The sequence below is a fragment of the Streptomyces hygroscopicus subsp. hygroscopicus genome, from assembly GCF_001553455.1.
GTDB classification, from domain to species: Bacteria; Actinomycetota; Actinomycetes; order Streptomycetales; family Streptomycetaceae; genus Streptomyces; species Streptomyces hygroscopicus.
Window position 1 is genome coordinate 1 of the sequence record NZ_BBOX01000039.1, and the last position, 24,483, is coordinate 24,483.

Here is a 24,483-nt window from a genome sequence, read left to right on the forward strand (position 1 = left end):
GTGCCGGTCCGGCCCACGCCTGGCGGTGTGCCGTGGCGACCGGATATCGGCCCCCGGTGTGTGGAGGACGGACGCGGGACACCGGGCACGGCGTTTCCGCGCCGGCGGCCGGTCGGGGCGCGGGGTCAGCCTTCGCGGCCGGGGAGCATGGCCAGGGCCCGGGAACGCTGGGCGACGAGGTCGTCGTAGGTGCCGTCGCGCTCGGCCCAGCGGTGCATGAGGACACCCTTCACCAGGATTTCGCGGGGGGTGGGGTCCGCCGAGAGCAGCCGCATGACTTCGGTGGCGAAATCGTCGAGCGGCAGCGCGTGCGGGTTCACCTTTTCCTGGCCCGCTGTGGCGACGGCCGGGGGGACGAGCTCGACGACGCCGACCCCGGTGCCGTCCAGCTGCGCGCGCAGTGCCTCGGAGTAGGCGTGCACCGCGGCCTTGGAGGCGGCGTAGCTGGGCATGGGCGGGAAGGGCAGGAAGGCGATGCCGGAGGTGACGGTGATGAAGGTGCCGGCGCCCCGCCGGACCAGGTGCGGGGTGAACGCGTCGATGACCCGGATGGTGCCGAGCAGGTTGGTGTCGATCGTCGTCTCCGCCGCCGCGAAGTGGGCGGGGTCGCGCAGGTCCTCCAGGAGCATGACGCCCGACATCGTGACCACGGTGTCCAGCTCGGGGTAGCGGTCGAGCACGACGTCACGGGCGGAGGCGACGGAGGCGCTGTCGGTGACGTCGATGCCGACCGTGCCGAAGCCCTCTCCGGCGAGCTCCGCGAGTGCTTCCGGGCTGCGGCCGCCAATGGCCACGGTGCTGCCCGCCGCGGCGAACCGCCGGGCCAGCTCCCGGCCGATGCCCGAGGTTCCGCCGACGACGAGAACGGTGCGGTTGGAGAGATCCACGAGATCTTCCCTTCGGTACGAGGCGCCGACGGCGTTCGGGGCCGCGGCGCGGACAGTGGTGTTCTCTGTCTCTTCTTGAAACGGTGCTACCGCAGTCTTGACGGATTCCGCCGGCTGTGGCAGGGCCCCCGTCTTCCCTGGTCCTGTCAGGACCCCCTCTGACGCACGCGCACCGCATTACGGTGTCGGTATGAAGGATGAGGAATCCGGCAACCGGCTCGGCAGCTACCTCCGTGCCCGGCGTGAGCTGGTCTCGCCGGCGCAGGCGGGGCTCCCGCCCGGCGGCAACCGCCGCGTGCCCGGCCTGCGCCGGGAGGAGGTGGCCCTGCTCGCCGGCATCAGCGCCGACTACTACCTGCGCCTGGAACGGGGCCGGGACAAGAACCCCTCCCCCCAGGTTCTGGAATCACTCGCACGCGTCCTGCGACTCGACGACGTGGAACGGACGTATCTGCTCGGCCTCGCGGCGATACGCCCCAGGGCGCCGCGCCGCAAGCGGCCCGAGCACGTACCGGCGCGTGTGCACCAGCTGCTCGCCCACCTTCAGATCCCCGCGTTCGTCGAGGGACGCGCGTTCGACGTGCTGGCCTCCAACCCCCTGGCCGTCGCGCTCTCCCCCCGGCTGCGGCCCGGCCAGAACCGGCTTCGCTCCCTGCTCCTCGATCCCGAGGAACGGGCCTTCCACCAGGACTGGGCCAAGGCCACCGCCGATTTCGTCGCCGCCCTGCGCACCACCATCGGGGACGACACCGACAACCCCCGGTTCGTCGAACTCGTCGGCGAACTCGCGCTGTCCAGTCAGCGGTTCCGCTCCCTGTGGGCCCGCCACGACGTCCGCAACCTCGACGGGGGAACCACCATCGTCAACCACCCCGTCGTCGGTGAACTGCGTCTCCACCGCGACAAGCTCGCCATCGACGACGTCATCCTCGTCGTCTACTACCCGGACAAGGACAGCGACAGCGACGAGAAACTCCGGCTCCTCGCCACCCTCGCGCACACCGCGTCCGCCGATACCGCACCGGACAGGCCGGCGGACGACCCGCGCCCGAGGACACCCTGACGGCGGCCGTGCCGCCCCGCGCCTCATCCGCCTGCGGCGTCGCCGGGCCCGTCGACTGCCGGGGAGGCGGCGTCCGCACACCGCCGGGCGTCCCGGGCGGTGTCGCGACGGCGCCACCCGTCCGCCCCCGCGCAGCGGGCCCCGGCCCGCGCTGACGCGGGATCCGGGGCGGGCGTCGGCCGGCGGGCGGGGTTACGGCTTGCGCGCCACCCCGCCGTAGGCCCACACCCGGCTCGGATCGGACTCGGCGCCGATACCCGGGCGCCAGGAGGGCAGTTGCACCAGGCCCGGGTCGAGCAGTTCGAGACCGGAGAAGTACTCCATGATCTGATCACGGTCGCGGGCGACCAGTGAGACCGGGTCCTCGAAGCTGATGACCTCCCACTCCCGGTCGGTGTCGAGGGTGAAGTCACCGGTGCCGTGGGAGAGGACCAGACAGCTGCCCGGCGCGGCCCAGTCCATGAGCCGGCGGACAATGCCGATGGGGTCCTCCCGGTCCTCGATGTAGTCGAGGACGAGCGTCAGCAGGATCGCGACCGGCTGCCCGGGGTCGAGCAGCCGGCGCAGCTCCTCATGGCCCAGGAGGTCGTCGGGCGAGCGGACATCGGCCCGGACCATCGTGGTGCCGGAGACGGTGAGACGGGCCTGGCCGTGGCTCGCCACGATGGGGTCGTTGTCGGCGTAGACCACGCGGGCCCGGGGATTCACGGCCTGGGCGATCTCGTGCACATTCGGGTTCGCCGGCAATCCCGCGCCGATATCCAGGAATTGACTGATTCCACCGGAGGCGAGATGACGGACGGTGCGGTGCACGAATCGCCGATTGGAGAGCGCGGTGTCGCGGACTTCGGGTGCGACGCCGAGAAAACGCTGGGCCTGTTCGTAATCGGCGAGGTAATTGTCCTTACCGCCGACCAGATAGTTGTAGACCCTGGCCGGATTCGCCTCGCTGACCGCACGCCGGCCGTGGTCGGCCGGCCGCCACTCCCTGGTCCGGAGCCCGATGCCCGGTCCGCTGCTCTTCATGCTGATTCCCCTACCGATTAGCACTGCCTCGCCTCACCGCGGGACGGTTCCGGATCACTGTGGACGCGGAGCCTCGCCCGGACGCCAGGTGACCGTCGCGCTGGGCCCCGGCTCGGCCCAGGCGACCGGGTCCCGGGCCCACAGGTGGAAGGGCAGCTCGACGTCCGCGGACACCCGGCTCAGCTGTCCCCAGGAGTACGCGCCGGAGTGGGCCGCGGCGGCCTGGAGCGCCGCTTCGAGGCAGGCGCGGGCGGTGCGCTCGGCCCGGCAGGTGCCGCTCGGGCCGGACCCCTCCACCCCGTCGCAGAGCTGGAAGGTGCTCCAGGCGTAGAGAAGTTCGTCCTCGGTATGAGGCTGATACTGCTGGTCGACGTTCACAGGCCCTCTCCGGACACATCCCTGACGGGCGGCTGTAGCGATGCGCCCAGCATGGAAGAGGGTGGAACAGCGGCGGTATACCGGCAGTAAAGCGCGGCCGCGGCGGCTCTACCGGGTCCGTCCCGGACCTGGGTCACCGCCGCGGCCGCGCCGCGTTCCGCCTGGAAAGACCCTGGTCACACGCGATGTGGCAGCACGGCGCGCGGACCGGGCCGCCCGGTCACCCGGCGAGCCAGGCCAGCACCTCGCGGTTGATCCGCTCGGGCCGCTCCAGGTGGAGGAAGTGCCCCGCGCCCTCGATCAGTTCCATCCGCGAGCCCGCGGGGAGGTGATCCTTGGCCCTCTGGGACACATCGGCGCCGATGCAGCCGTCGTCGGTGCCGTGCAGATACAGGATGGGGGTCTCCCCCGTCCGCAGGACGGCCTCCTGTTCGGCCGCGTACTTCTCCACCTGGCGCGACGGGTCGAACAGCGCCCGGTAGTAGCCGATCGCGGCGGCGAGGTGGTCCGGGTCCCGCAGGCTCTCCTTGACGTGCGCGATGTCCTCGGCGGCGTCGTGGTAGCCGGGCGACCAGTCCCGCCACAGGCCGTCGATCAGGGCCATGTCGTGTGCCGCCGCGCCGGCCTCGGCCAGCGGCGTCTGGAACAGGAAGATGTAGAACGAGCGCTTGAACTGGCCGTAGTCGTAGTTGAAGAAGTCGGCCAGCACCCCGCCCAGCGGGGGTACCGACATCGTGACGGCACGCCGCCAGCGCTCGGGGGCGACGGCGGTGGCGGCGTACCCGGCGATGGCGCCCCAGTCGTGGCCGATGAGCACGGCGTCGCCGCCGGCGCCGAACGCCTCGTGCAGCGCGTTGGCGTCCGCGGCGATCGCGCCCACCTGGTAGGCGCCGTCGGCGGGTATACCGGTGGGCGCGTACCCCCTCATGAAGGGCGCGACGGCGTGGTACCCCGCGTCCGCGAGCGCGGGGAGCAGATGGCGCCAGGAGTGCGCGGAGTCCGGGAAGCCGTGCAAGCAGAGCGCCAAGGGGGCGTCGGCCGGACCCGCTTCGAAATACCCGAAATCAAGTCCATTTGCGTTGATGTTCTTCAGCTCTGTCACGGCCGACGATGCTAATGCAGCGTCAGGATGCCGTCCACGTATGGGCGGAACGGGCTGTGCGGCGGACTCGGGAAGTGGCAGACTGCGCTATACCGTCCGGAAATTCGATGACGCACATCCGTGTTTTCACCGGCCGAGCCCCAGGGAGGCCCGATGACCAGCCCGAGCAGTCCCGTCGCGGACCACCGCGACGCGATGGTGCACCGCGGATTCCTCTACCGCGACGAGGGGGAAGTGGTCGACATCTGCGTTCCCTTCCTGCGGGAGGGCCTGGAGGCGGACGACGCCGTGGCCGTCGTCGCCGCCGCCTCCAACATCGCGGCACTGCGCGACGCGCTCGGACAGGACGCCAAGGCGGTGCAGTTCGAGGAGGCGCTCAGCTGGTACCAGCACCCGGTCAAGACCATCGCAGCCTACGACTCCTTCATCAAGGCCGAGAAGCCGCGCCGGGTCCGGGTGATCTCCGAACCGGTGTGGCAGGGCCGCACCCCGCTCGAGGTGGTCGAGTGGGCCCGCTACGAGTCGATCGTCAACGCGGCCTTCGCCCACTCCGGCGCCCGCGCGATCTGCTGCTACGACCGGCGTCTGCTGCACCCCGAGATCCTCGCCTACGCGCGCCAGACCCACCCCGAGATCATCGACGGCCACGGTCCGGAGCGGAGCGGCGCCTACACCGGCCCCGGCCCGTTCAGCGCCACCTGCGACCGGCGCCCGCTGCCGCCCGCCCCGCGCACCGCCGAGTCCATGCCGGTCGACTCCGCCAGGCTGGACGAGGTGCGCGCCTTCGTCGCCGAGCGGGCGAGCCGGCACGGCATGGGCCATGACGCGCTGCGCAACATGGTCGCGGCCGTGAGCGAGGTGTCCACCACCGCGGTCCGGCACGGCGGGGCCCCGGCGCGCTTGAGCACCTGGGTCCACGACGGCGACCTGGTCTGCGAGATCTCCGGTCCCGGCCACTGGTACCCGGACGCGCTGTGGGGCTTCGCCCCGCCGGCCGACGCGGAGCCCGGATTCGGGCTGTGGGGCGTCCGCATGCTGTGCGACGTGGTGCAGATGCAGGCCGACGCGGACGGCACCCTCATCCGGCTGCGCACCGGGATCTGACGCCGCGCGCCGCACCGGCACACCGGTGCGGCGCGCTCGGCCCGCGTGGCGCGCGGCGTACCCGGGAGCGCCGTGGCCGCGGGGCCGGCGGATCAGTGGTCCGCGACGACGCCGGAGAGCTCGTTCGTGCTCTTCGGCAGGGTCACGGACGCGAGTTCGTCGCCCGATGCGAGGTCGATGGCGTGCACCCTGCGCTTGCTCGGTTCGGAGACGTACGCGGTGTGGCCGCGGACGAAGAGGGTGGGCCTGGCCTGCTGCCAGTCCAGCGGTTCCCGCCACGCGTCCACCACGGGGATCTTCTTCTCCACCTTTCCGGTCTCCGGGTCGATCACATGGAGGGCGCCGTTCGTGCCGAGGACGAGTGCCTCGCCGTGCGGTCCGCGCCCGAGCGAGCGGAAGGAGTAGCTGGTGCCCAGGTCGACGAGGCGGAGCCGGCCGGTCCCGGTGTCGATCAGCGACACGCGGGTCGGCCGCTCCAGTTCGGCGTCCGGGTCGGTCTTGTAGTCGCCCAGGAGGACCGGTGAGGCGTCGCTGCCCGCCTGGTTGCCGATGCGGCCGTAGGTGTCGGGGGCGTCGGCCTTGGTGAACTTGCCGTCCTTGTAGATGAGGACGCCGTCCTCGCAGCCGACGCCGATGGCCTCGCCCTTGGCCGCGGCTTCGCCGTGCACCCCGGGGCAGTTCTCGTTGCGCTTGATCTCCTTGTTGTCCTTGTCCAGGACGAGGACGCCGGTGCGCTTCTCCTCGGTGCCGAGGGTGCTGAGGAGTTCGCCGTTGCTCAGTTCGATGGCGACGCCGTGGTGCGGCTCGGCGGAGGTGTAGCCGCGGCCTTCCGGCTTCCTGCCGCCGGCGAGGTCGTCGGGGTCGAAGACGTCGACCTGGCCGGTGCCGTCGGTGAACAGGACCGTCTTGCCCGCGTGCCGTACCACGTGCCCGGGTTTGGCGCCCTGGTAGGCGATGTCGGTGAGGGTCTGTTCGGCGGCGTTCAGGACGCGGAAACCGCTGTCGGTGGAGAGGACGACGTGGGAGTCGTCACCGGCGGGGTTGACGCGGTTGAAGCCGGGCAGCGCGATCGTCCTGGCCAGGGTCAGTTTCTCGCCGTCCAGGATGTACAGCCCGCCGTCGAACGTGGCCACCAGCGGGTCCTTGACCTCGGTGGCCTTCGTGCCCGGCCGGTCCCCGGCCTTCGCCCCGGACGAGGAGGTGTCCTCGCCCCCGCAAGCGGTCAGGACGGCGGCGGCCGCCAGGGCGAGGGCCGTGCCCGTGACGGCTCTGTGGCGTATCGGCTTGTTCATCGGTGTGTTCCTTTCCGGGGGCCGCGGTGTCGCGGCGAGAGGTGTGGGTGGGCGACGGCGGGCCGGCCGGTGTCCGCGCCGGGTCAGTCGCCGGTCAGCCCGTCGGTCATGGCGGTGGTGTTGGCGCGCATCATCCGCAGATAGGTGTCGGCGCCCTTGCCCTTCTCGGTCAGCGATTCGGAGTACAGCTCGATGACGCGCACCTGGCCGCCCAGCTCGGTGCGCAGGACCTCGGCCAGCCGCTTGGGCTGGGAGGAGTCGGCGAAGACGGTGTGCACCCCGGCGTCGCGCATGGCCCGGGTGAGCGAGCGCAGGTCGGAGGAGCTGGGCGAGGCCAGCGTCGTACCGCTCGGGATCACCGCGCCGATCACCCGGAAGCCGAAGCGGTCGGCGAGATAGCCGAAGACGTGGTGGTTGGTCACCAGCGCCCGCCGCTGCCGGGGTATGCCGTCGAAGGACTTCTCCATCCAGGTGGTGAGGCCGGCGAGTTGTTTCCGGTAGCGGGCGGCGTTGTCGTGGATCGTCCTGCCGTCCACGCCGTCCACGTGCTCCACCACCTGGTCCGCGATCAGGCCCACCGCCTCGCGCACCCGGTCGGGGTCGGTCCAGAAGTGCGGATCGGGCTGCCCGGCCTCCTCCTCGCGGTCACCGCCGTCGTGCGCCCGGAAGGTGAGGGGGTGCACCGCCCTGCCGACCTCGAAGGTGGCCACGCCCAAGGCGCGGGCGGCGTCCACGTGGCGCAGGACGTTCTCCTCCAGGCCCAGCCCGTTGAAGACCACGAGGTCGGCGCGCTCCAGTTCGGCGGCCTGCACGGCCGACAGGCCGAAGGAGTGCGGGTCGGCGTTCGGCTTCATCAGCACGGTGACCTCGGCTTCGCGGCCGACGACTTGGCGGGTGATGTCGCCCAGGATGTTGGTCGTCACCACGACGCGGGGCCGGTCGTCGCGGTGCGCGCAGGCGGTCGCCGCACCGGCGCAGACGAGGAGGAGCAGGGCGAGCAGCAGGGTGTGCGGCCGGCGTGGCGCCCGTGTGCGTGGCGCCCATGTGCGTGGCGCCCGTGTGCGTGCCGCTCGGTTCCGTTCCGTCATCGCCCGGTCTCCACCATCAGGTCCGGCTCGATGTCCAGGCCGAAGGAGCGCGCGACGCGCAGGTTGTCGTTGTAGTCGATCTCGTACACGCGGTTGCCCGCCGGGTCGTTGAGGTAGGCGCGGCTGCGGTCGACCTCGATGGCCGGTCCGCGGGTCCCGTCGGTGCCGCTCTCGGGGGCCTTGGTCAGGAGCGGTTTCGTTGCGGAGACGTGCTTGCCGCTGGCGATGTCGTAGCCGTGCAGCGACCGGTCGGTCTGCAGGACGATCAGGACCGAGCCCTCCCCCGCGGTGTTCGCGGCGACGACGGGCCCGGTCTTCACCCGGGTCCAGGTGCGCTCCGTGACGTCCAGGACCCATACGGCCCGGTCCCCGGCCGGCGCCGTGAGCGTGTCGCTGCCGGCCCGGTGGCGGAAGTCCGTGGCCCGTTCCTCCTCGGGGACATCGCCGCCGTACGCGATCTTCTCGGCCGTGAACGCGCCGTGGGACTCGCGTACGAGCAGGGCGCCGTCCGCGCATCCGAGGACGACGCCGCGCCGGGTGACGGCGTCGCCCCGCGGGTCCTCGCACTCCGCGGCCGGCGACGCGACGCGTTCGCCCTCGCGGTCGTACACCACGACCCTCGTGGAGCCCTTCCCGTCGTCCGTGAGAGCGAGCAGGTGTTCCGCGTACGGCACGACGGCGCCGGTATGCGCTCCGGCGAGCGCGCGGGAGGCGCCGACCTTCCCCTTCTCCCATTCGGTCCGGCGGTAGATGCTGGCCCGGCCGTCCTCGTCGGTCACCGCGGCCACGGCGGCGTCGCCGCGGATCCGTGTTCCGGGGCCGCCGGGGATCCGGCCGACGTCGCGGATCCGCGTGCGGTAGTAGTGGACGTGGTCGCCGTGGTCCACCATCCAGGCACCGCCGTCGAGGACGTGTGTGCCGCCCGTGGTGTGGAAGTAGCCGAACCGGCCGTCCGTGGTGAGTTCGGTGGTGCCCTGCCTCCGGGACACCTCGTGCGCTTTTCCGGTGATCAGGTCGAGTACCCGGGTGTCGCCGGTCTCGGGGTCGTTGAGCAGCAGCCGGGACTGCTGCTCGGCCGCCTCCTGTGCCCCCGCGACGTACCCGTGCGGGGCGGAGGCCGGAGGACCGGTCCGCGGGGCGGACGCGTTGCCGTCCTGGTCCGCACAGCCGGTGGTGAGCAGCGCCACGGCCGCGAAGACGGCCGATGCCCGGGCGGTGGCGTTTCTTCGTATCGACAAGGGGATCGCCTCAAGGGTTCTTTCAGTCGGTTGCGGCGGGGTGGGCGCCGGGCCGGCGGGCCCGGCGGCGGTGGCGGAGGCCGGATGCCAGATGGGAGAGGAAGAACAGGCTCACCGCGAGGGCCGAGACGGTCGCCCCGGCCGCGGTGCTCAGATGCCAGGACAGCAGGAGGCCGCAGAAGGTGGCGGCGATGCCGAGCAGCGCCGCGAGGGCCATCACGCCCCGCACGCTGTGCGCCCAGGGCAGGGCGGCCGCCGGCGGAGCGATGAGCAGGCCGAGCACCAGCAGGGTGCCCACGATGTGGAAGGAGGCGACGATGGCCAGCGCCAGCAGGCCGAGCAGCACGGCGTGCGCCAGGCGCGGGCGCAGACCGAGCGTCCGGGCCTTGCGCGGGTCGAACGCCAGGGCGAGGAAGGCCCGGTGGCCGAGGACCGAGACGGCGAGCGCCAGCAGCAGGGCCACCCCCAGCAGCGCCAGGTCCTCCTCACGGACGGCGAGCACATCGCCGAAGAGGAACCCGGTCAGGTCGACCGCGAAGGACTGCGAGCGCGACACGATGATGACGCCGAGCGACAGCATCCCCACGAAGAGCAGGCCGATCCCGGTGTCCTGGGACAGCCTGGGGGTGCGGCCGAGCGCGGTGACGCCGGCCGTCATCACCGCCGCGCTCAGCAACGCCCCCACCAGCAGGTTGCCGCCCGTCAGCGCGGCCACCGCGACTCCGGGCAGCAGCCCGTGGGACATCGCGTCGCCGAGGAAGGCCATGCCCCGGAGCACGACCCAGGTGCCCGCCAGGGCACAGATCGCCGACACCAGCATCCCGCCCCACAGGGCCCGTTGCACGAAGGTCACCTCGAAGGGACCCGTCAGCCACTCCACGGCAAGCACACTACAATGAAAATCATGTTCAAAAAACCGGTGTTCTCCGCCACCGCCGGGGACCGTTCACCCCGCGTCCGCCTCAGCGAGCTGTCCGCCGGCTACCCCGGCCGTCCCGTCCTCCACCAACTCGACGCCGACATACCGGCGTTGGCCATCACCGCGCTCGTCGGCCCGAACGGCAGCGGAAAGTCCACCCTGCTCGGGGTGGTGGCCGGTGTGATCCGGCCGACATCGGGCGAGCTCCTCCACAACGGCGGCCGGCCGCCGGCGTTCGTCCCGCAGCGCGGAGCCGTCGGTGACGCACTGCCGCTGACGGTCCGGCAGACCGTGGAGATGGGACGCTGGGGCGACCGCGGGCCGTGGCGCCGGCTGACCCGGCGGGACCGCGCCACGGTGGACACCGCCATGGAACGGCTGGCCGTCACCGGCCTGGCCGCACGCCAACTCGCGGAGCTGTCGGGCGGACAGCGGCAACGCGTCCTGATCGCCCAGGGACTCGCCCAGGAGTCGGACCTGCTGCTGCTGGACGAGCCCACCACGGGCCTCGATCCGGAGGCCCGGGAGCGGATCACGACGCTGCTGACGGAGCTGGTCACCGACGGGGTGACCGTCGTCCAGGCCACCCACGACCTGGCGGCCGCACGCTCGGCGGACGCCTGTCTCCTGCTCCACGACGGTCACCTGGCCGGGCAGGGGGACCCCGCGCAGCTCCTCACCGCTTCCACGCTCGCCCGGATCTGGCAACCGGTGTGAGGAGAGCACCGCCCGGTCTGCCGAGCGCCGCCCCGTCTGCCGAGCGCCGCTCATCGACCGGCCCAGCGCCCGGTGCTTCCGTCTCGGGCGGCGTCGACCGGACCGGTCCCGTCCGCCGCTCGATGCCGCCTCCGGCCCAGCGGGCGGCGGTGCCGGATGCGGTCGCGGCGGTGCGGGGCGACACTGGCGGGGAGGGCACCAGCCGTGATGCGGAGTGTGCGTATGGATGGTCTGCCATCCGTCTGGGAGAGCACGCGATGAACACGCCCCACAGGCGCCGGGGCGCCCGGGGCGTCCCGAGGGTCCGGGACCTGCCCACCCGCATCGACGCCACCGGCACCCGCCGGGAGACCGACGCACTGGGCACCGTCGAGGTCCCCGCGGACCGGTACTGGGGCGCCCGGACCCAGCGGTCCCTGATCCACTTCGCGATCGGGGACGACCGCATGCCCAAGGCGGTCTACCACGCCTACGGCCACGTCAAGAAGGCCGCCGCGCTGGTCAACGGCCGACAGGAGCGGCTGGCGGGCTGGCAGGCCGACCTGATCGCGCATGTGGCCGACGAAGTGGTCTCCGGTGCGCTGGACGACCACTTCCCGCTGTACGTGTGGCAGGACGGTTCCGGCACCCAGACCAATACGAACGTCAACGAGGTCATCAGCAATCGGGCGATCCAGCTGGTCGGCGGCGTCATGGGCAGCAAGGATCCGGTACACCCCGATGACCACGTCAACCTGGGCCAGTCCGCCAACGACACCTTCCCCACGGCCATGCACATCGCCGCGGTGCGCATCCTGCACGACCCCCTGTTGCCGCAGGTCAGCCTGCTCCAGGAGGCCATCGCCGCCAAGTCCCGCGCCTGGTACGAGGTGGTCAAGACCGGCCGCACCCATCTGCGGGACGCGGTCCCCCTCTCCGTGGGACAGGAGTGGTCCGGGTACGCCGCCCAGCTCTCCGACGCGCTGGAGCGGCTGCGCGCCACCCTGCCGGATCTGTACCAGCTCGCCATCGGCGGCACGGCCGTCGGCACCGGGCTGGGCGCTCCCGAGGGCTTCGGCCGGGCGGTGGCCCAGGAGATCGCCGGGGCCACCGGACATCCGTTCAAGGTGGCGTCCAACTCCTTCGCCGCGCAGAGCGGTGTGGACACCATGGTGGCCGCCTCCGCCGGGCTGCGGGGGCTCGCCGTTCCCCTGATGAAGATCGCCAACGATATCCGCTGGCTCGCCTCCGGGCCGCGCTGCGGAATCGGGGAGCTCACGCTGCCCGTGAACGAGCCGGGCAGCACCGGTATGCCCGGCAAGGTCAACCCGAGCCAGTGCGAGGCCATGATCATGGTGTGCACCCAGGTGCTCGCCGACGACGGTGCCGTCGCGCACGCGGGCACGCAGGGAAACTTCCAGCTCAACGCCGCGCGGCCGCTCGTCATCAGCGATTTCCTGCGCTCCGCCCGGATTCTCGCCGACGCCTGCGAGAAGCTGCGCGAGTACTGCGTGGAGGGCATCGAGCTGAATCGCGAGCAGATCGACGACTACCTCGCGCGCTCGCTGATGCTGGTCACCGCGCTGGCCCCGGAGATCGGCCGTGACAAGGCCGACGAGATCGCCCACAAGGCCGCCGCCGAGGGGATGACGCTGCGCGAGGCCGCCATCGCCAGCGGCCATATCGGCGCCGAGGACTTCGACCGCATCGTGGACCCCAGGAAGATGGCCCGCCTGCGCGACGGCTGAGCCCGCGGTGCGATCCCCCGTGTCCGTCCCGTCCCCGTGTCCGTCCGTCTCCGCGTGCGTTCCTTCCCGCGCGTGTTCATTCCCCCCTGCGTTCATTCCCGCGTGCGTTCATCGGTGTGTGCACGGGCCCGTGGCCTGAGCGGCGCGCTCCGGGCTCGTGACCCCCTCGGCGTATCCCGTGCTCGGCCAGCGGGCCCACCTCCCAGCCGGCGGCCCGGCACTCCGCCACCACCGCGGGCAGCGCGGCCAGCGTGGCACGCCAGCAGCCGGGCGCCGCCGCCCGGTCGGTGTCGTGCAGCAGCACCGTGGCACCGCCGCGCAGATCACGCCGTACGGTGGCGAGCACCGACCGCGCGGTGGCGTCCGCGGACCAGTCGCGCCCCCAGGCCGACCAGAGGACGGGGGTGAGTCCGGCCCGTGCCGCCGCGAGCCAGCGGCCGCCGGTGAGGATGCCGTACGGCGGCCGGTACCACCGCGGTGCCGCCCCGGTGACCAGCCGTACGGCGCGGGCGGCGCGGGCCACCTCGCGGGCGTCCCGGGCCACCGTGGGCAGCCAGGGACGGCTGTGGGTCCAGCCGTGGACGGCGAGTTCGTGGCCCCGGCGGACGATCTCCAGCGTGGTGCGCGGGGAACGCGTCACCGCCTCGCCCAGGACGAAGAAGGTGGCCCGTACGCCCAGTTCGTCCAGGACCCGCAGGAAGTGCGGTGTGGTGCGCGGATCGGGTCCGTCGTCGAAGGTGAGGGCCACGTGGTCGGACCGGCCGCGGCCCGCCAGGGCCGGGAAGAGGGCCCGCCGCGCTCCGGGCAGCCAGGTGCCGGCCGGTGCGATGTGCGCGGCCGCCGCCAGCAGCGTCGCGTTCCGCACCAGGGCACCGCGGTGGTGGCGCTCGCTCATGGCGTCCGGCCACCGCTCGGGTTCCGCCGCCCTCGGGACAGCGGTGGCCGTGACGTCCCGGCGGTCCGGTCCGCGGTGTCCGGCGGCTCGGGGGCGGTCGCGTCCCAGGCGCCGCACATGGCGGGAGAGCGGGTCAGCCCCACGATGCCGGCCGCCATCAGCAGGATGCCGGCCATCTCGGGCAGGATGCGCAGCCCCAGTTCGATGCGCTCGGCGAACAGCACCCAGCCCAGCACGATGCTCACCAGGGCGTCCCCGAGGGTGAGCGCGGGCTGGGACGCGGCGAGGGTGCCCGCGCGCAGGGTGCTCTGCAGCAGCAGGAAGCTCAGCAGTCCCACGGCGCACACCGCGTACAGCGGCCAGTCGGTGAGCACCGCGGCCACTCCCCCGGAGAACCGCCCGGTGAACTCCTTGATCAGCGCGGCCGTGCAGGCGAAACAGGCGGCGGTGGCGCATCCGAGGACCACGGCGCGCGCCGCCCCGCGCACCACCCGGGCCACCGCGATCAGACTGCCCACGACGATGGCCACCGCCACGCCCGCGGGCAGCCACGTGCCGTTGCGCGCCGTGGTCTCGCCGTGCGAGGGGTCGGCCGCCGCCAGGAAGAGCGCGAGCCCGGCGGCGAGCATCACGAACGACCGCCAGGTCCGGCCGTCCGGGCGATGGCGGAAGACCAGACTGCCGACCACCAGCGTGAACAGCAGTTCGCTGACCAGCAGTGGCTGAACCGCGGAGAGCCGTCCGACCGCCAGCGCGCCCACCTGTGCCACCGCCGAGACCACCATCGCGGCCAGCCCGGCCAGCCAGTACGGGCGGCGCAGCAGACGTGCCAGCCGCAGCAGGTCCCCCTTCGGCCCCCGGGCGCCCCGGTCCCCCCGGTCCTGGTCCATCGCGGCCCGCCGTTGCAGGACGGAGGCCGCGCCGTTGCCCAGAGCGGACAGCAGGGCGAGCACCACGGCCAGGACGTTCACCGCGGGTCACCCGAAGCGTGCGGCCAACCGGTGGTACAGCCCGGGGGCCAGGGCGCGGACCGCCACGGGCAGCCGCATCCAGGCCGGTACGTACACCTCGTTCCGCCCGTGCTCGACGGCGTCCCAGACCGCGTCGGCGATCCGCTCGGGCGGCAGCGGCCGCGGCCGCCGGCGGGTGTACGGGGCGCCGCGCCGGGCGAAGAACGGCGTGTCCACCACGCCGGGGACCACATGGGTGACGCGGACACCGGCCCGGCGCAGCTCCAGGCGCAGGGCGTCGGCGAAGACGCCGAGAGCCGCCTTGGCCCCGGAGTACACCGCCTCGCCCCGCACCCCGACGGTCCCGGCCACCGATCCGATCAGCACGATGTGTCCCCGCCGCTCGGCCTGCATCCGGGGCACGACCGTGCGGACCAGCCGCATCGCGGCGAGCAGGTCGACGCGGACCACCTGTTCGATGGCGACGGGCGGCATCGTGGCGAAGGGACCGGCCCAGCCCACGCCCGCCCCCGCGACCAGCAGATCCACCCGCCCGGCGGCCCGGATGGCGTCCTGGACCAGCGCCTCCGGGCCCTCCGGCGCGGACAGGTCGACGGGAAGGGCGAGGGCCGATGTCCGGTCGGCCACCCGGTCGAGCCGTTCCCGGTGGCGGCCGCTGACCAGCAGCCGCCATCCGTCCTCGGCCGCGATCCGGTCGGCGATGGCGGCGCCGATGCCCGAGGAGGCACCGGTCACCAGCGCGACCCTGGTCCCGGTGGCGGTGCGACCGCGGGTGTACCGCACCTGGCCGCGGTCGAGGGGTGCGTCCGGGAGGGGGCGGGTCATGGCATCTCCCTGTCTCGCCGCCGGCCGGCTGCTGGTCCTGGGGCACCGGCCGTCGAGCGCGGTTTGACGGTGCGCGGGGCGGATACCTCCAGTGAGCCACGAGGAGCCGAGCCTCGCACCATCGGAGGTGGTCATGCGTCCGCCGTCGGCACGTTTTCTCATGGTGAGCGCCGGGATGGGGGCCGGACACGACGCGGTCGCCGCCGAGCTGGCGCGCAGGCTGGAGGGCCTGGGCCAGGAGGCCGGCCGGGTGGATGTGCTGGGGCTGCTGCCGGACGGGATCGGGGCCGGGCTGCGTGCGTTCTACCGGACGGCCGTCCGCCGTGCCCCGGTGGTGTACGAGGGGATCTACCGGGTGTTCTTCCGGCCCGGCAGAGGCCCCCGGCCGGGCAGCGCGCCGCTGGCCGCGCTCGCCGAGGACCGGCTGCTGGCCCTGGTGGAGCGGGAGCGGCCGGACGTCGTCGTGCCGGTGTTCCACCTGGCCGCGCAGCTGACCGGCAGGCTCCGGGCGCGCGGTGCGCTGCGGGTGCCCAGTGCGGTGGTGGTGACCGATTTCGCGGTGCACCGCCAGTGGCTGCACCCGGGCAACGATCTGCATCTGTGCGTCACCCCGGAGGCCGCCGGCACGGTGCGCCGGGCGCTGGGCCGTCCGTCGGTGGCCACCGGGCCGGTGGTGGCGGAGCGCTTCCTCGCCCCGGCGCCGGGGGCGGCTCGGTGGCGGCGGCGCTTCGGGGCGTACGCGCCGGGAAGGCCGCCGGTGCTGGTGTCCGTGGGGGCGTGGGGCGCCGGTACGCGGGTGGCGGACACGGCGCGGCTGCTGTCCGGGGCCGGGTATCTGCCGGTGGTGCTGTGCGGCCGGGACGAGCGGCTGCGCGACCGGCTGTCGCGCCTGCCGGAGGTGGTCGCGCTCGGGTGGGAGCGGGACCTGCCCGGTCTGCTGACCGCCGTACGGGCCGTGGTGGACAACGCGGCCGGTCAGACCGCGCTGGAGGCGCTGGCCGCCGGGGTGCCCGTGGTCGGCTACCGCCCCATCCCGGGCCATGGCCGCGACGGGGTCCGGCGGATGGCCGCGCTGGGGCTCTCGGACCACGCGCGGGACGCGTGGGAGCTGCTGCGGCTGCTCGATGTGCTCACCGAGCCCTCCGCGCCACGGGAACGCCGGATCGCGGCGGGCCGCCGGCTGTTCACCGCCGACGCCGCCGCCCGGCTGACCGAGGCGGTCGCCCGGACGGCGGCGCCGGGAGGAGCGCGGTGAGCGGGGGCCCTGTCCGGTGGACCGTCATGGGCCGCCCGTGACGCCCGGCACGCGCCCCCGGCCACCGCCGGGGTCCGCGCACCGGACACCACGGACGTCCCGGCTGCAACTGGGGGGCTGCCCCGACGCCCGCACACCACGGACATCCCGGCCACCACCGAAAAGCACCCCACACCCGACACCCGCAGGCTCCCCACAACCACGGGGGGCTGCCCCGACACCCGCACACCACGGACACCCCACCCACCACCGAGGACTTCCCCAACACCCGACACCACAGACACCCCGGCCACCACCGAAAAGCACCCGGCGCCGGACGCCCGCGGGATGCGCGGGTGTCCGGCGCCGAGGTCACGGACGGGGAGCGCCACCAGGCAGGTCCCGGGACCCGGGAGCCCCGGGACGCTTCCGCCCGGGGCTCCCGGGCCGGGGCGTCTCCGGCTCAGCCGCCCTCACCGGGCGGCCTTCTTGACGAACTCGGTGGTGTAGGTCTTCCCCAGGTCCACCGTGGCGTTCTTCAGGTTGGGGTTGAACGCCTTGAGAACGCGCTCGACGGTCGCCGGGCCGTCCGCGGGCATCACACCGTCCTTGGTGAACATCGGCAGGGTGCTCTTGATGGCCTCCGTGTAGAGCTTCGCGCCGCCCTGCGCGTAGTCACCGGGCATCTTGGCGGCGATGTCCTCGGCCGAGTGGCTGGACATCCAGGTGAGGGTCTTCACGAAGGCGTTGGCCAGCTTCTGCACCGTCTCCTTGTGGCCGTTCACCCAGTCGGTGTTCATGTAGAGGGAGGAAGAGGGGTACAGGCCGCCGAGCGCCTTCCTGGACCCCTCGGGGGTGCGCATGTCGATCAGGACCTTGCCGATCTTCTGGTCCACGATCTGGGCGACGGTCGGATCGGTCGTCATACCGCCCTGGATGGAGCCCTGCTTGAGGGCCGAGATGAACGTCTGGCCCGCCCCGACCGCCACCGGCGTGAACTCGCTGGTCTTCACTCCGCTGTCGACCGCGAGGTATTTGGTCAGGAAGTCCGTGGAGGAGCCCAGACCGGTGACACCGAGCTTCTTGCCCTTGAAGTCCTTGGGGGACTTCACCTCGTCCGCCGCCTTGTTGGAGACCACCTCGACCTCACCGGGTGCCTGGGCGAGCTGGACGACGGACTCCACCTGCTTGCCCTTGACCTGGAGATCGAGGGTGTGGTCGTAGAAGCCGACGACGCCCTGGACGTCGCCCGCGACCAGTGAGGTGGTGGCCTGCACCCCGGCGGGCTCGGTGAGCAGCTGGACGTCGAGCCCCTCTTCCTTGAAGTAGCCCAGCCGCTGGGTGAGCATCGCGGGCAGGTAGATGACCTTGTCCAGGCCACCCACCATGATCTTGACCTTGCCGTCCTTGCCACCGGAGGCGCCGGAGTCGCCGCAGGCGGTGAGGGTGGTGAGAGCGAGCGCCGCGGCGACCGCGGCCGCGGAGAACTTGGCAGAGCTGCGCATGGGTCACGTCCTTGTGAGCGGTGGGTGAGGCGGAGTACGGGGGGGCGGGAAGGGGGCGGTGGGTGAGGCGGAGTGCGGGGGCGGGAAGGGGGCGCGGCAGGTGAGGCGGAGCGCGGAGCGGGAGAGGGGCGGTGGGTCAGCGGTCGGAGCCGGGCTGGGCGGGCTTCCAGCGGAAGAGCCGCTTCTCCAGGAAGGTCAGGAGACCCTCGGCGAGCAGGGCCACCACCGCGAGGATCACCATGGCCGCGTAGACACCGGCCGCGTTGAAGGTGCCCTGCGAGGAGGACACCAGCAGGCCGAGCCCCTTGGTGGCGCCGATGTACTCGCCGACGATGGCGCCGATGAGGGCGAACCCGAAGCTGACGTGCAGGCTGGTGAAGATCCATGAGGTGGCGGAGGGGATCACCACCTGGAGGGTGACCTGACGGTTGCTCGCGCCGAGGATCCGGGAGTTGGCCACCAGGTTGCGGTCGACCTCCCGCGCGCCCTGGAAGGCGTTGAAGAAGACGGGGAAGAAGACCAGGACGACGGCCGAGGCGACCTTCGAGGCCGGTCCGAGCCCGAACCAGATGAGGAAGATGGGCGCGAGCACGATGCGCGGCAGTGCGTTGAGCACCTTGATGTACGGGCCGAGCACATCGGCGAGGAAGGCGATCCGGCCGAACGCGATCCCCAGGACCACACCGGCCACCACGCCGATGCCCCAGCCCAGGAGCGCCTCGTAGAGCGTGTACCAGACCTGCTCCCACAGCGAGCCCTGCGCGGTGCCGTGCAGCGCCCACTGCCTGAGCTGGTCCCAGATCTTCGAGGGCATGGAGAAGTTGAAGGGATCGATGACGGCGGCGCGGGCCAGCCATTCCCACAGCCCGATGACGGCGAGGAGCACCAGCGCGCGGGTGGTCTGGACGAGGATCGCGCGGTTGCGGGCGGCGCGGGCGCGGGCCCTGGAGCGGTCCGACCCGGGGGTCTTGCCGAGGGCGGGGGCGGCCGTGGTGACGGTCTCAGGCATGGACGGCACCCCGCTCCCGGGTGATGCGGACCTCTTCGCCGAGCGAGGACCAGATCTCCCGGTAGATCTCCACGAACCGGGACTCCAGCCGCACCGACTCGACCTTGCGGGGCCGGGGCAGATCGATCTCGAAGACCTCCTTGACGGTGGCCGGTCCGGCCGTCATCACCACGACCTTGTCGGCGAGCGCGATGGACTCCTCCAGGTCGTGGGTGACGAAGACGACGCACGCGCCGGTGCCCGCCCACAGTTCCAGCAGTTCGTCCGACATCAGCGCCCGGGTCTGCACGTCCAGCGCCGAGAACGGCTCGTCCATCAGCAGGATCTCGGGGTCGTTGACGAAGGTCGCGGCGAGCGCCACGCGCTTGCGCTGACCACCCGACAGCTGGTGCGGGTAGCGGTCCTCGAAGGCGGAGAGGCCGACCCGGGCCAGCCACTCCCGGGCCCGTTCCTTCGCCTCGGCCTTGGGCACGCCACGGAACCGGGGGCCGGCCATCACGTTCGACAGCACGCTGCGCCAGGGGAACACCGCGTCCTGCTGGAAGACGAAGCCGACGTTGGAGGCGATGCCGCGGACCGGTTCGCCGGCCACCAGCACCTCGCCCTCGGTGGGCTCCTCCAACCCGCTGACCAGTGTCAGTGTCGTGGACTTTCCGCACCCGGTGGGCCCCACGACGGCGACGAACTCACCGTGCCCGACGGTCAGGTCGAGATCCCTGACCGCGGTGTGGAGGGCCCCGGACGGCGTCCGGAACGCCTTGCTCGTTGCCCGCAGCTCGATGGCGGGGCTGGTGTGGCTGCTCATGGCCGGGAGGCTAGGAGTGACCCGGGCCACGGCGGCAGTCTTCTGAGCACAACCCGCTCTTGCGCTCACAAACCCCGTTTTGCTCGTTTTGCTCGCACCCGGACAACGAAAACGCCACGGAGGCTGTGCACGGGCCCCGGGCACCTTTACGGTGCGTTCACAGCACCATAAACGGAGGAATTACTACCGCTCGCGCTCCGGACGCCACGAGACCGGCCGGAAGACCGCAGACAGGGGGCCCACCATGCGTATCCGATGGCCCCGGCGTGTCTCCGGGCAGGTGCTCGCCGCGCAGCTGGCCATCACCGCCGGGGTGATGGTGCTGGCCACCGCGCTGTTCCTGGCCCCGCTCAGCTCGGAGATCGACAGCCAGGCGATGCACCAGGCGCTGGCCATCGCCCAGACCACCGCGGCCGATCCGGACATCGCGCGGGACCTCACCGCGACCGAGCCCACCCCCACCGGTCCGGTGCAGCGGGCGGCCGAGCGGATCCGCCGGGCCACCGGCGCGCTGTACATCGTGGTGATGGATTCCCGGGGCGTGCGCTGGTCGCACACCACCGCCGCGCGGATCGGCGAACACGTCTCCACCGATCCGCGCGAGGCGCTCTCCGGCCGGGAGATCATGCAGATCGACGTGGGCACGCTCGGCCGTTCGGCCCGTGCCAAGGTGCCGCTGCGCACCGGGGGCGGGCGGATCGTCGGCGCGGTGTCGGTGGGCATCGGCTACGGAAGTGTGCGCGGCCGGCTGCTGGCGGCGGTGCCCCGGCTGCTGCTGTACGCGGGCGCGGCGCTCGGCGTGGGCGTGCTGGCCGCGATCGCCGTCTCGCGCCGACTGCGCCGCCGTACCCACGGTGTCGCGTTCGCCGACATCTCGGCGCTGCTCGACGAGCGGGAGGCGATGCTGCACGGCATCCGCGAGGGGGTCGTGGCCTTCGACCGGCAGGGCCGGATCCGTCTGGTCAACGACGAGGCCGGACGGCTGCTCGGGATCCGTCCGGACGCCACCGGCCGCACCCTGGAGGAGTCACTGCCGCCCGGCCGCACCACCGATGTGCTGGCGGGTCGGGTCGACGGGGCGGATCTGCTGACCGTCAGCGGCGGCCGGGTGCTGGTCGCCAACCGCATGCCGACCAAGGACGGCGGCGCGGTGGCGACCCTGCGCGACCGTACCGAGCTGGAGTTGCTGGGCCGGGAGCTGGACAGCACCCGGGGGCTGCTGGACGCGCTGCGCGCCCAGGACCACGAACACGCCAACCGGCTGCACACCCTGCTCGGGCTGCTGGAGCTGGGACTCCACGAGCGGGCGGCGCAGTTCGTGGCCGAGCTCACCAACGCCCGCCGCGCCTCGGCCGAGCAGATCTCCGAACGGGTGCCCGATCCGCTGCTGTCGGCGCTGCTGGTCGGCAAGTCGGCCATCGTGGCCGAGCGCGGGGTCGCCCTGCGCATCTCGCCCGCGACGCTGCTGACCGGGCGGGTGGTCGATCCGCGCGATCTGGTGACCGTGCTCGGCAACCTCATCGACAACGCGCTGGAGGCGGTGGCCGCACACCCCTCCCCCACCCCGTTCATCGAGGTCGAGCTGAGAGCCGAGGGCACCACCGCGGTGCTGCGGGTGAGCGATACCGGTCCGGGCGTGCCACCCGGGATGCGCGATCTGATCTTCACCGAGGGCTGGTCCACCAAAGGGCCCGCCCTCCCCCGCTCTCCGGACGCCGGCCCCGATGCCCGCGCAGGGTCCGCCGTGGTGTCATCGCGTGGCCGGGGTATCGGACTGGCCCTGGTGCGGCGGCTCGCCGAGCGGTACGGAGGCATGGCCCGGGTCACCGCCCGGGCGGGTGGCGGCGCGGTGTTCACCGTCGTCCTGCCCGAGGCCCTCACCAGGGACGACACACCCACTCATGAGTTCACCGCAGCAGGAGAGTCACGATGATCGACGTTCTTGTCGTGGACGACGACTTCCACGTCGCCGAGATCAACGCTGCGTATGTGGCCCAGGTGCCCGGCTACCGGGTCGCCGCCCGTGCCCATACCGCCGCCCAGGCCCTCGCGACCCTGGAGCGCACCCCGGTCGACCTGGTCCTGCTCGACCACTACCTGCCGGACGAGACCGGGCTGACGCTGGTGCGGCGGATGCGCCAGCTCGGCCACCACGCCGACGTCATCATGGTGACGGCGGCCTGTGATGTGGCCACCGTCCAGGCCGCCATGCGCCACGGCGCACTGCAGTACCTGGTCAAGCCGTTCAGCTTCGCCGGACTGCGCGCCAAGCTGGACGGCTACGCGGGGCTGCGCCGCACCCTCGAAGGCGTCGGCGGGCGCGGCGAGACCGGCCAGGAGAGAGTGGACCGGATCTTCGGCGCCTTCGCAGCCGCCGACACCTCCGGCCCCGCCCTCCCCAAAGGCCACTCCGCACCCACCGTCGACCTCATACGCCGGGTCCTGGACAAGGCCGACCAGCCGCTCTCCGCCCACGAAGTGGCGGAGCGCACCGGTATCAGCCGCTCCACGGCCCAGCGCTATCTGAAGTACCTCGAGCATGCCGGCCGCATCAGCCTCACCCTCAAGTACGGGGACACCGGCCGTCCCGAACACCGCTACACATGGGTGGCGGTGAACTGACGGAGCTGTCAGCTCGTGGCCGTGGCCTCGTACAGGCCACGGCCGGAGCGCTGGGCCCGGTCCGAGGAGCGCAGCCGCTCCAGGGTGTTGCGCACCGAGTTCACGTTGGTGCGGGTCTCGTCGCGCCCCAGGGCCTGGTTGACCTCGGAGGCCCGCATGGGGCGGCCGGCCTTGCGCAGCGCGGCGAGCACGCTGTCGGCGAGCCCCGTGGAGCGCTCGGAGGTGGTGGCCGTCTCCTTGGCGGCCTTCTCCGCCGGCTTCTCGGCCGCCTTGGCGGTCTTGGCCGTCTTGGCGGTGGCCTTGGTGGCGGCCTTGGTGGCCTTCACCGTGGCCTTGGGAGCCTTGGCCGCCGTCTTCGCGGCGGTCTTCTTGGCGGCGGTCTTCTTGGCCGCCGCCTTGGTGGCCCGTCCGGTGGCCGGAGCCTTGGCCGCCTTGCCCCGGCTGCGCTGACGGCCGATGGCGGCCTTGCGCGTGGTGGCGGCGTCGCCGGTGGCGTCCGTCTCCTCGGCGGACTCCGGCTCCGCCTCGGCGGTGGCCCCGGCCACCGGCTCCGTGGCCGGCTCGGCCGGGGTGGCCTCGGCCGCCGGCTCGGCCACCGCCACCGGGGTTCCGTCGGCCTGCGCCGGCACCGCGGAGGTGGAGAGGGCCTGAAGGCTGCTCAGCGCGGTGCTGACCGCCTCCAGCCGCTTGGTGACGGCCTCCAAATCACCCTTGAGTGCCTCCTGTTGCCTCTGGAGCTGAGGGAGTTCGGCCTCCAGCACCTCGATGGTCGATCCCACACTGCTGTCCGCGCTCAACGCGTTCACTTCACTTCGTCCCCTTTCTGGGCGTCTGCGCCCATCGCAGCAGCGATTATGCCTGCTGTCAGAAGTGTGCGGTGCCCTGTGTGCCACTACGCAAAACAACTACGCGTGTCCCAGCACCCCGTGAGAGGCCAACTTTCGGCGAAGAAACACACCTGCCACACCGCACCCACACGGCCGAAGTCATCCGGAAGGGTGGCGGCGCATGCACGGTGGCGACGCGTCAGACCCCCGTTTGCTCCGGTGTTCTGACCCGGGTGGTAGAAACACCGTACCGGTCCGGGGAAACGGAAGGCGGGACGATGAGGCTGCGCTGCGCCGTGCTCGACGACTACCAGGACGCCGCGTTGGCGGCGGCCGACTGGTCGAGCGTTCTCGACACGGTGGACGTGGTGCCGGTCCATGAACACCTCGCCGGTGAGGACGCGGTGGCCGAGGCCATCGGGGACTGCGAGATCGTGGTCATCATGCGGGAGCGCACTCCCTTCCCCGCATCCCTGTTCGCCCGGCTGCCACGGCTGAGGCTGCTGGTCACCACGGGCATGCGCAACGCGTCGGTCGATCTGGCGGCCGCCGCCCGCCACGGTGTCACGGTGTGCGGCACGGCCAGCAGCTCCCAGCCGCCCGCCGAGCTCACCTGGGCGCTGATCCTGGGGCTGGCCCGCCATGTGGTGCCGGAGAGCACCGCGCTGCGGGACGGCGGGCCGTGGCAGAGCACGGTCGGCACCGATCTGCACGGCCGTCGGCTGGGGTTGCTGGGGCTGGGCAGGATCGGCGTCCAGGTGGCGCGGGTCGGGCGGGCCTTCGGCATGGAGGTGGCCGCCTGGAGCGAGAACCTGACCGCCGAGCGCGCCGAGGCGGAGGGGGTGCGGCCGGCCGGTTCCAAGGAGGAGCTGCTGGAGACCAGTGACATCGTCTCGGTACACCTGGTGCTCGGCGACCGCACCCGGGGGCTGCTGGGCGCGCGGGAGCTGAGGCGGATGCGGCCCACGGCGTTCCTGGTGAACACCTCCCGCGCGGCGATCGTGGACCAGGCGGCGCTCGCGGAGGCGCTGCGGGAGGGCTGGATCGCGGGCGCGGGCGTCGATGTGTTCGAACGGGAGCCGCTGCCGCCCGGCGATCCGTTCCGTACGCTGCCGAATCTGCTGGCCACTCCGCATCTGGGCTATGTGACCCGGGGCAACTACGAGCGTTTCTACCGGGATGCGGTCGAGGACATCCGCGCCTATCTGGCAGGGGAGCCGGTCCGGCGGCTGAGCCCGGCCGGCTGAGC

The 24,483-nt window shown here is 72.5% G+C and carries 23 protein-coding genes; 8 read left to right on the forward strand and 15 right to left on the reverse strand.

Annotated features, from left to right (window positions below; genetic code table 11):
- Positions 1-125: 125 nt before the first annotated feature.
- Entirely contained in the window at positions 126-887 is a 762-nt protein-coding gene (locus AXW62_RS05320) for an SDR family oxidoreductase (protein ID WP_060943463.1), read from the reverse strand.
- Positions 888-1,077: 190 nt separating this feature from the next.
- Between AXW62_RS05320 and AXW62_RS05325 the strand changes: the two genes are divergently transcribed.
- Positions 1,078-1,950 carry a helix-turn-helix transcriptional regulator gene (locus tag AXW62_RS05325; RefSeq protein WP_060943464.1) on the forward strand — a complete coding sequence of 291 codons (873 nt, stop codon included), beginning with the start codon at positions 1,078-1,080 and terminating at the stop codon, positions 1,948-1,950.
- A gap of 192 nt (positions 1,951-2,142) precedes the next feature.
- Here AXW62_RS05325 and AXW62_RS05330 read toward each other — a convergent pair whose 3' ends face one another.
- From AXW62_RS05330 to AXW62_RS05340, 3 genes are all read right to left on the reverse strand, one after another.
- The gene (locus AXW62_RS05330; protein ID WP_060943465.1) at positions 2,143-2,976 is read right to left on the reverse strand and encodes an SAM-dependent methyltransferase; all 834 of its coding nucleotides are present in this window, start codon (positions 2,974-2,976) and stop codon (positions 2,143-2,145) included.
- Between the two features lie 54 nt (positions 2,977-3,030).
- Positions 3,031-3,354: a hypothetical protein gene (locus AXW62_RS05335; protein ID WP_060943466.1), complete on the reverse strand. Its 324-nt coding sequence runs from the start codon at positions 3,352-3,354 to the stop codon at positions 3,031-3,033.
- 220 nt (positions 3,355-3,574) lie between these two features.
- Complete coding sequence (locus AXW62_RS05340; protein WP_060943467.1) at positions 3,575-4,456, reverse strand: alpha/beta fold hydrolase; 882 nt, start codon at positions 4,454-4,456, stop codon at positions 3,575-3,577.
- A 153-nt stretch (positions 4,457-4,609) separates the two neighbouring features.
- Here AXW62_RS05340 and AXW62_RS05345 point away from each other — a divergent pair, with 153 nt between their 5' ends.
- Entirely contained in the window at positions 4,610-5,560 is a 951-nt protein-coding gene (locus AXW62_RS05345) for an anti-sigma factor RsbA family regulatory protein (RefSeq protein WP_060943468.1), read from the forward strand.
- Positions 5,561-5,652: 92 nt separating this feature from the next.
- Here the strand turns inward: AXW62_RS05345 and aztD are convergent, their stop codons facing one another.
- The 4 genes from aztD to aztB all read right to left on the reverse strand — a co-directional run bounded on the left by aztD (position 5,653) and on the right by aztB (position 10,058).
- Positions 5,653-6,852 carry a zinc metallochaperone AztD gene (gene aztD / locus AXW62_RS05350; RefSeq protein ID WP_060943469.1) on the reverse strand — a complete coding sequence of 400 codons (1,200 nt, stop codon included), beginning with the start codon at positions 6,850-6,852 and terminating at the stop codon, positions 5,653-5,655.
- Positions 6,853-6,935: 83 nt separating this feature from the next.
- A complete protein-coding gene (aztC, locus tag AXW62_RS05355; RefSeq protein WP_079115486.1) occupies positions 6,936-7,940 on the reverse strand; it encodes a zinc ABC transporter substrate-binding protein AztC in 1,005 nt (334 codons plus the stop codon).
- Positions 7,937-9,178 carry a hypothetical protein gene (locus AXW62_RS05360; protein ID WP_060943470.1) on the reverse strand — a complete coding sequence of 414 codons (1,242 nt, stop codon included), beginning with the start codon at positions 9,176-9,178 and terminating at the stop codon, positions 7,937-7,939. Before AXW62_RS05360 ends, aztC begins: the two co-directional genes overlap by 4 nt.
- Before the next feature lie 22 nt (positions 9,179-9,200).
- Positions 9,201-10,058 (reverse strand): zinc ABC transporter permease AztB, encoded by an 858-nt coding sequence (gene aztB / locus AXW62_RS05365; RefSeq protein ID WP_060943471.1) that lies wholly within the window; start codon positions 10,056-10,058, stop codon positions 9,201-9,203.
- 15 nt (positions 10,059-10,073) lie between these two features.
- Here aztB and aztA point away from each other — a divergent pair, with 15 nt between their 5' ends.
- Both aztA and AXW62_RS05375 read left to right on the forward strand, forming a co-directional pair.
- Positions 10,074-10,814, forward strand: coding sequence for a zinc ABC transporter ATP-binding protein AztA (gene aztA, locus AXW62_RS05370; RefSeq protein WP_060943472.1), 741 nt, complete (start codon positions 10,074-10,076; stop codon positions 10,812-10,814).
- A gap of 257 nt (positions 10,815-11,071) precedes the next feature.
- Positions 11,072-12,541 carry a class II fumarate hydratase gene (locus AXW62_RS05375; RefSeq protein WP_060943473.1) on the forward strand — a complete coding sequence of 490 codons (1,470 nt, stop codon included), beginning with the start codon at positions 11,072-11,074 and terminating at the stop codon, positions 12,539-12,541.
- A 76-nt stretch (positions 12,542-12,617) separates the two neighbouring features.
- Here AXW62_RS05375 and AXW62_RS05380 read toward each other — a convergent pair whose 3' ends face one another.
- Genes AXW62_RS05380 through AXW62_RS05390 form a run of 3 tightly spaced genes read right to left on the reverse strand, consistent with a single transcriptional unit; the run spans position 12,618 to position 15,232 of the window.
- Positions 12,618-13,436, reverse strand: a complete 819-nt coding sequence (locus AXW62_RS05380; RefSeq protein ID WP_079115487.1) for a polysaccharide deacetylase family protein — start codon at positions 13,434-13,436, stop codon at positions 12,618-12,620.
- Positions 13,433-14,407, reverse strand: a complete 975-nt coding sequence (locus AXW62_RS05385) for a DMT family transporter (protein ID WP_169808115.1) — start codon at positions 14,405-14,407, stop codon at positions 13,433-13,435. The genes AXW62_RS05380 and AXW62_RS05385 overlap by 4 nt, the downstream gene beginning before the upstream one ends.
- A gap of 6 nt (positions 14,408-14,413) precedes the next feature.
- Positions 14,414-15,232 carry an SDR family NAD(P)-dependent oxidoreductase gene (locus tag AXW62_RS05390; protein ID WP_060943474.1) on the reverse strand — a complete coding sequence of 273 codons (819 nt, stop codon included), beginning with the start codon at positions 15,230-15,232 and terminating at the stop codon, positions 14,414-14,416.
- Between the two features lie 133 nt (positions 15,233-15,365).
- Here AXW62_RS05390 and AXW62_RS05395 point away from each other — a divergent pair, with 133 nt between their 5' ends.
- Positions 15,366-16,487: an MGDG synthase family glycosyltransferase gene (locus AXW62_RS05395; RefSeq protein ID WP_060943485.1), complete on the forward strand. Its 1,122-nt coding sequence runs from the start codon at positions 15,366-15,368 to the stop codon at positions 16,485-16,487.
- Between the two features lie 452 nt (positions 16,488-16,939).
- Here AXW62_RS05395 and AXW62_RS05400 read toward each other — a convergent pair whose 3' ends face one another.
- From AXW62_RS05400 to AXW62_RS05410, 3 genes are all read right to left on the reverse strand, one after another.
- Entirely contained in the window at positions 16,940-17,971 is a 1,032-nt protein-coding gene (locus AXW62_RS05400; RefSeq protein WP_060943475.1) for an ABC transporter substrate-binding protein, read from the reverse strand.
- Between the two features lie 136 nt (positions 17,972-18,107).
- Entirely contained in the window at positions 18,108-18,980 is an 873-nt protein-coding gene (locus AXW62_RS05405; RefSeq protein ID WP_030825076.1) for an ABC transporter permease, read from the reverse strand.
- Positions 18,973-19,785: an ABC transporter ATP-binding protein gene (locus tag AXW62_RS05410; RefSeq protein WP_030825073.1), complete on the reverse strand. Its 813-nt coding sequence runs from the start codon at positions 19,783-19,785 to the stop codon at positions 18,973-18,975. Before AXW62_RS05410 ends, AXW62_RS05405 begins: the two co-directional genes overlap by 8 nt.
- A gap of 244 nt (positions 19,786-20,029) precedes the next feature.
- Here AXW62_RS05410 and AXW62_RS05415 point away from each other — a divergent pair, with 244 nt between their 5' ends.
- Together AXW62_RS05415 and AXW62_RS05420 are read left to right on the forward strand one after the other, a co-directional pair.
- Entirely contained in the window at positions 20,030-21,718 is a 1,689-nt protein-coding gene (locus AXW62_RS05415) for an ATP-binding protein (protein ID WP_060943476.1), read from the forward strand.
- Positions 21,715-22,407, forward strand: a complete 693-nt coding sequence (locus AXW62_RS05420) for a response regulator (RefSeq protein WP_030825068.1) — start codon at positions 21,715-21,717, stop codon at positions 22,405-22,407. Before AXW62_RS05415 ends, AXW62_RS05420 begins: the two co-directional genes overlap by 4 nt.
- A gap of 8 nt (positions 22,408-22,415) precedes the next feature.
- Here AXW62_RS05420 and AXW62_RS05425 read toward each other — a convergent pair whose 3' ends face one another.
- A complete protein-coding gene (locus tag AXW62_RS05425; protein ID WP_060943477.1) occupies positions 22,416-23,213 on the reverse strand; it encodes a hypothetical protein in 798 nt (265 codons plus the stop codon).
- A gap of 299 nt (positions 23,214-23,512) precedes the next feature.
- Here AXW62_RS05425 and AXW62_RS05430 point away from each other — a divergent pair, with 299 nt between their 5' ends.
- Positions 23,513-24,481 carry a D-2-hydroxyacid dehydrogenase family protein gene (locus tag AXW62_RS05430; protein WP_060943478.1) on the forward strand — a complete coding sequence of 323 codons (969 nt, stop codon included), beginning with the start codon at positions 23,513-23,515 and terminating at the stop codon, positions 24,479-24,481.
- Positions 24,482-24,483: the final 2 nt, after the last annotated feature.

Coding starts and splice junctions, on each gene's coding strand:
- AXW62_RS05325 (WP_060943464.1), top strand. CDS start 1,078: ATGAAGGATGAGGAATCCGGCAACCGGCTCGGCAGCTACCTCCGTGCC.
- AXW62_RS05330 (WP_060943465.1), bottom strand. CDS start 2,976: ATGAAGAGCAGCGGACCGGGCATCGGGCTCCGGACCAGGGAGTGGCGG.
- AXW62_RS05345 (WP_060943468.1), top strand. CDS start 4,610: ATGACCAGCCCGAGCAGTCCCGTCGCGGACCACCGCGACGCGATGGTG.
- aztD (WP_060943469.1), bottom strand. CDS start 6,852: ATGAACAAGCCGATACGCCACAGAGCCGTCACGGGCACGGCCCTCGCC.
- aztC (WP_079115486.1), bottom strand. CDS start 7,940: ATGACGGAACGGAACCGAGCGGCACGCACACGGGCGCCACGCACATGG.
- aztA (WP_060943472.1), top strand. CDS start 10,074: ATGAAAATCATGTTCAAAAAACCGGTGTTCTCCGCCACCGCCGGGGAC.
- AXW62_RS05375 (WP_060943473.1), top strand. CDS start 11,072: ATGAACACGCCCCACAGGCGCCGGGGCGCCCGGGGCGTCCCGAGGGTC.
- AXW62_RS05380 (WP_079115487.1), bottom strand. CDS start 13,436: ATGAGCGAGCGCCACCACCGCGGTGCCCTGGTGCGGAACGCGACGCTG.
- AXW62_RS05390 (WP_060943474.1), bottom strand. CDS start 15,232: ATGACCCGCCCCCTCCCGGACGCACCCCTCGACCGCGGCCAGGTGCGG.
- AXW62_RS05395 (WP_060943485.1), top strand. CDS start 15,366: ATGCGTCCGCCGTCGGCACGTTTTCTCATGGTGAGCGCCGGGATGGGG.
- AXW62_RS05400 (WP_060943475.1), bottom strand. CDS start 17,971: ATGCGCAGCTCTGCCAAGTTCTCCGCGGCCGCGGTCGCCGCGGCGCTC.
- AXW62_RS05405 (WP_030825076.1), bottom strand. CDS start 18,980: ATGCCTGAGACCGTCACCACGGCCGCCCCCGCCCTCGGCAAGACCCCC.
- AXW62_RS05410 (WP_030825073.1), bottom strand. CDS start 19,785: ATGAGCAGCCACACCAGCCCCGCCATCGAGCTGCGGGCAACGAGCAAG.
- AXW62_RS05415 (WP_060943476.1), top strand. CDS start 20,030: ATGCGTATCCGATGGCCCCGGCGTGTCTCCGGGCAGGTGCTCGCCGCG.
- AXW62_RS05420 (WP_030825068.1), top strand. CDS start 21,715: ATGATCGACGTTCTTGTCGTGGACGACGACTTCCACGTCGCCGAGATC.
- AXW62_RS05430 (WP_060943478.1), top strand. CDS start 23,513: ATGAGGCTGCGCTGCGCCGTGCTCGACGACTACCAGGACGCCGCGTTG.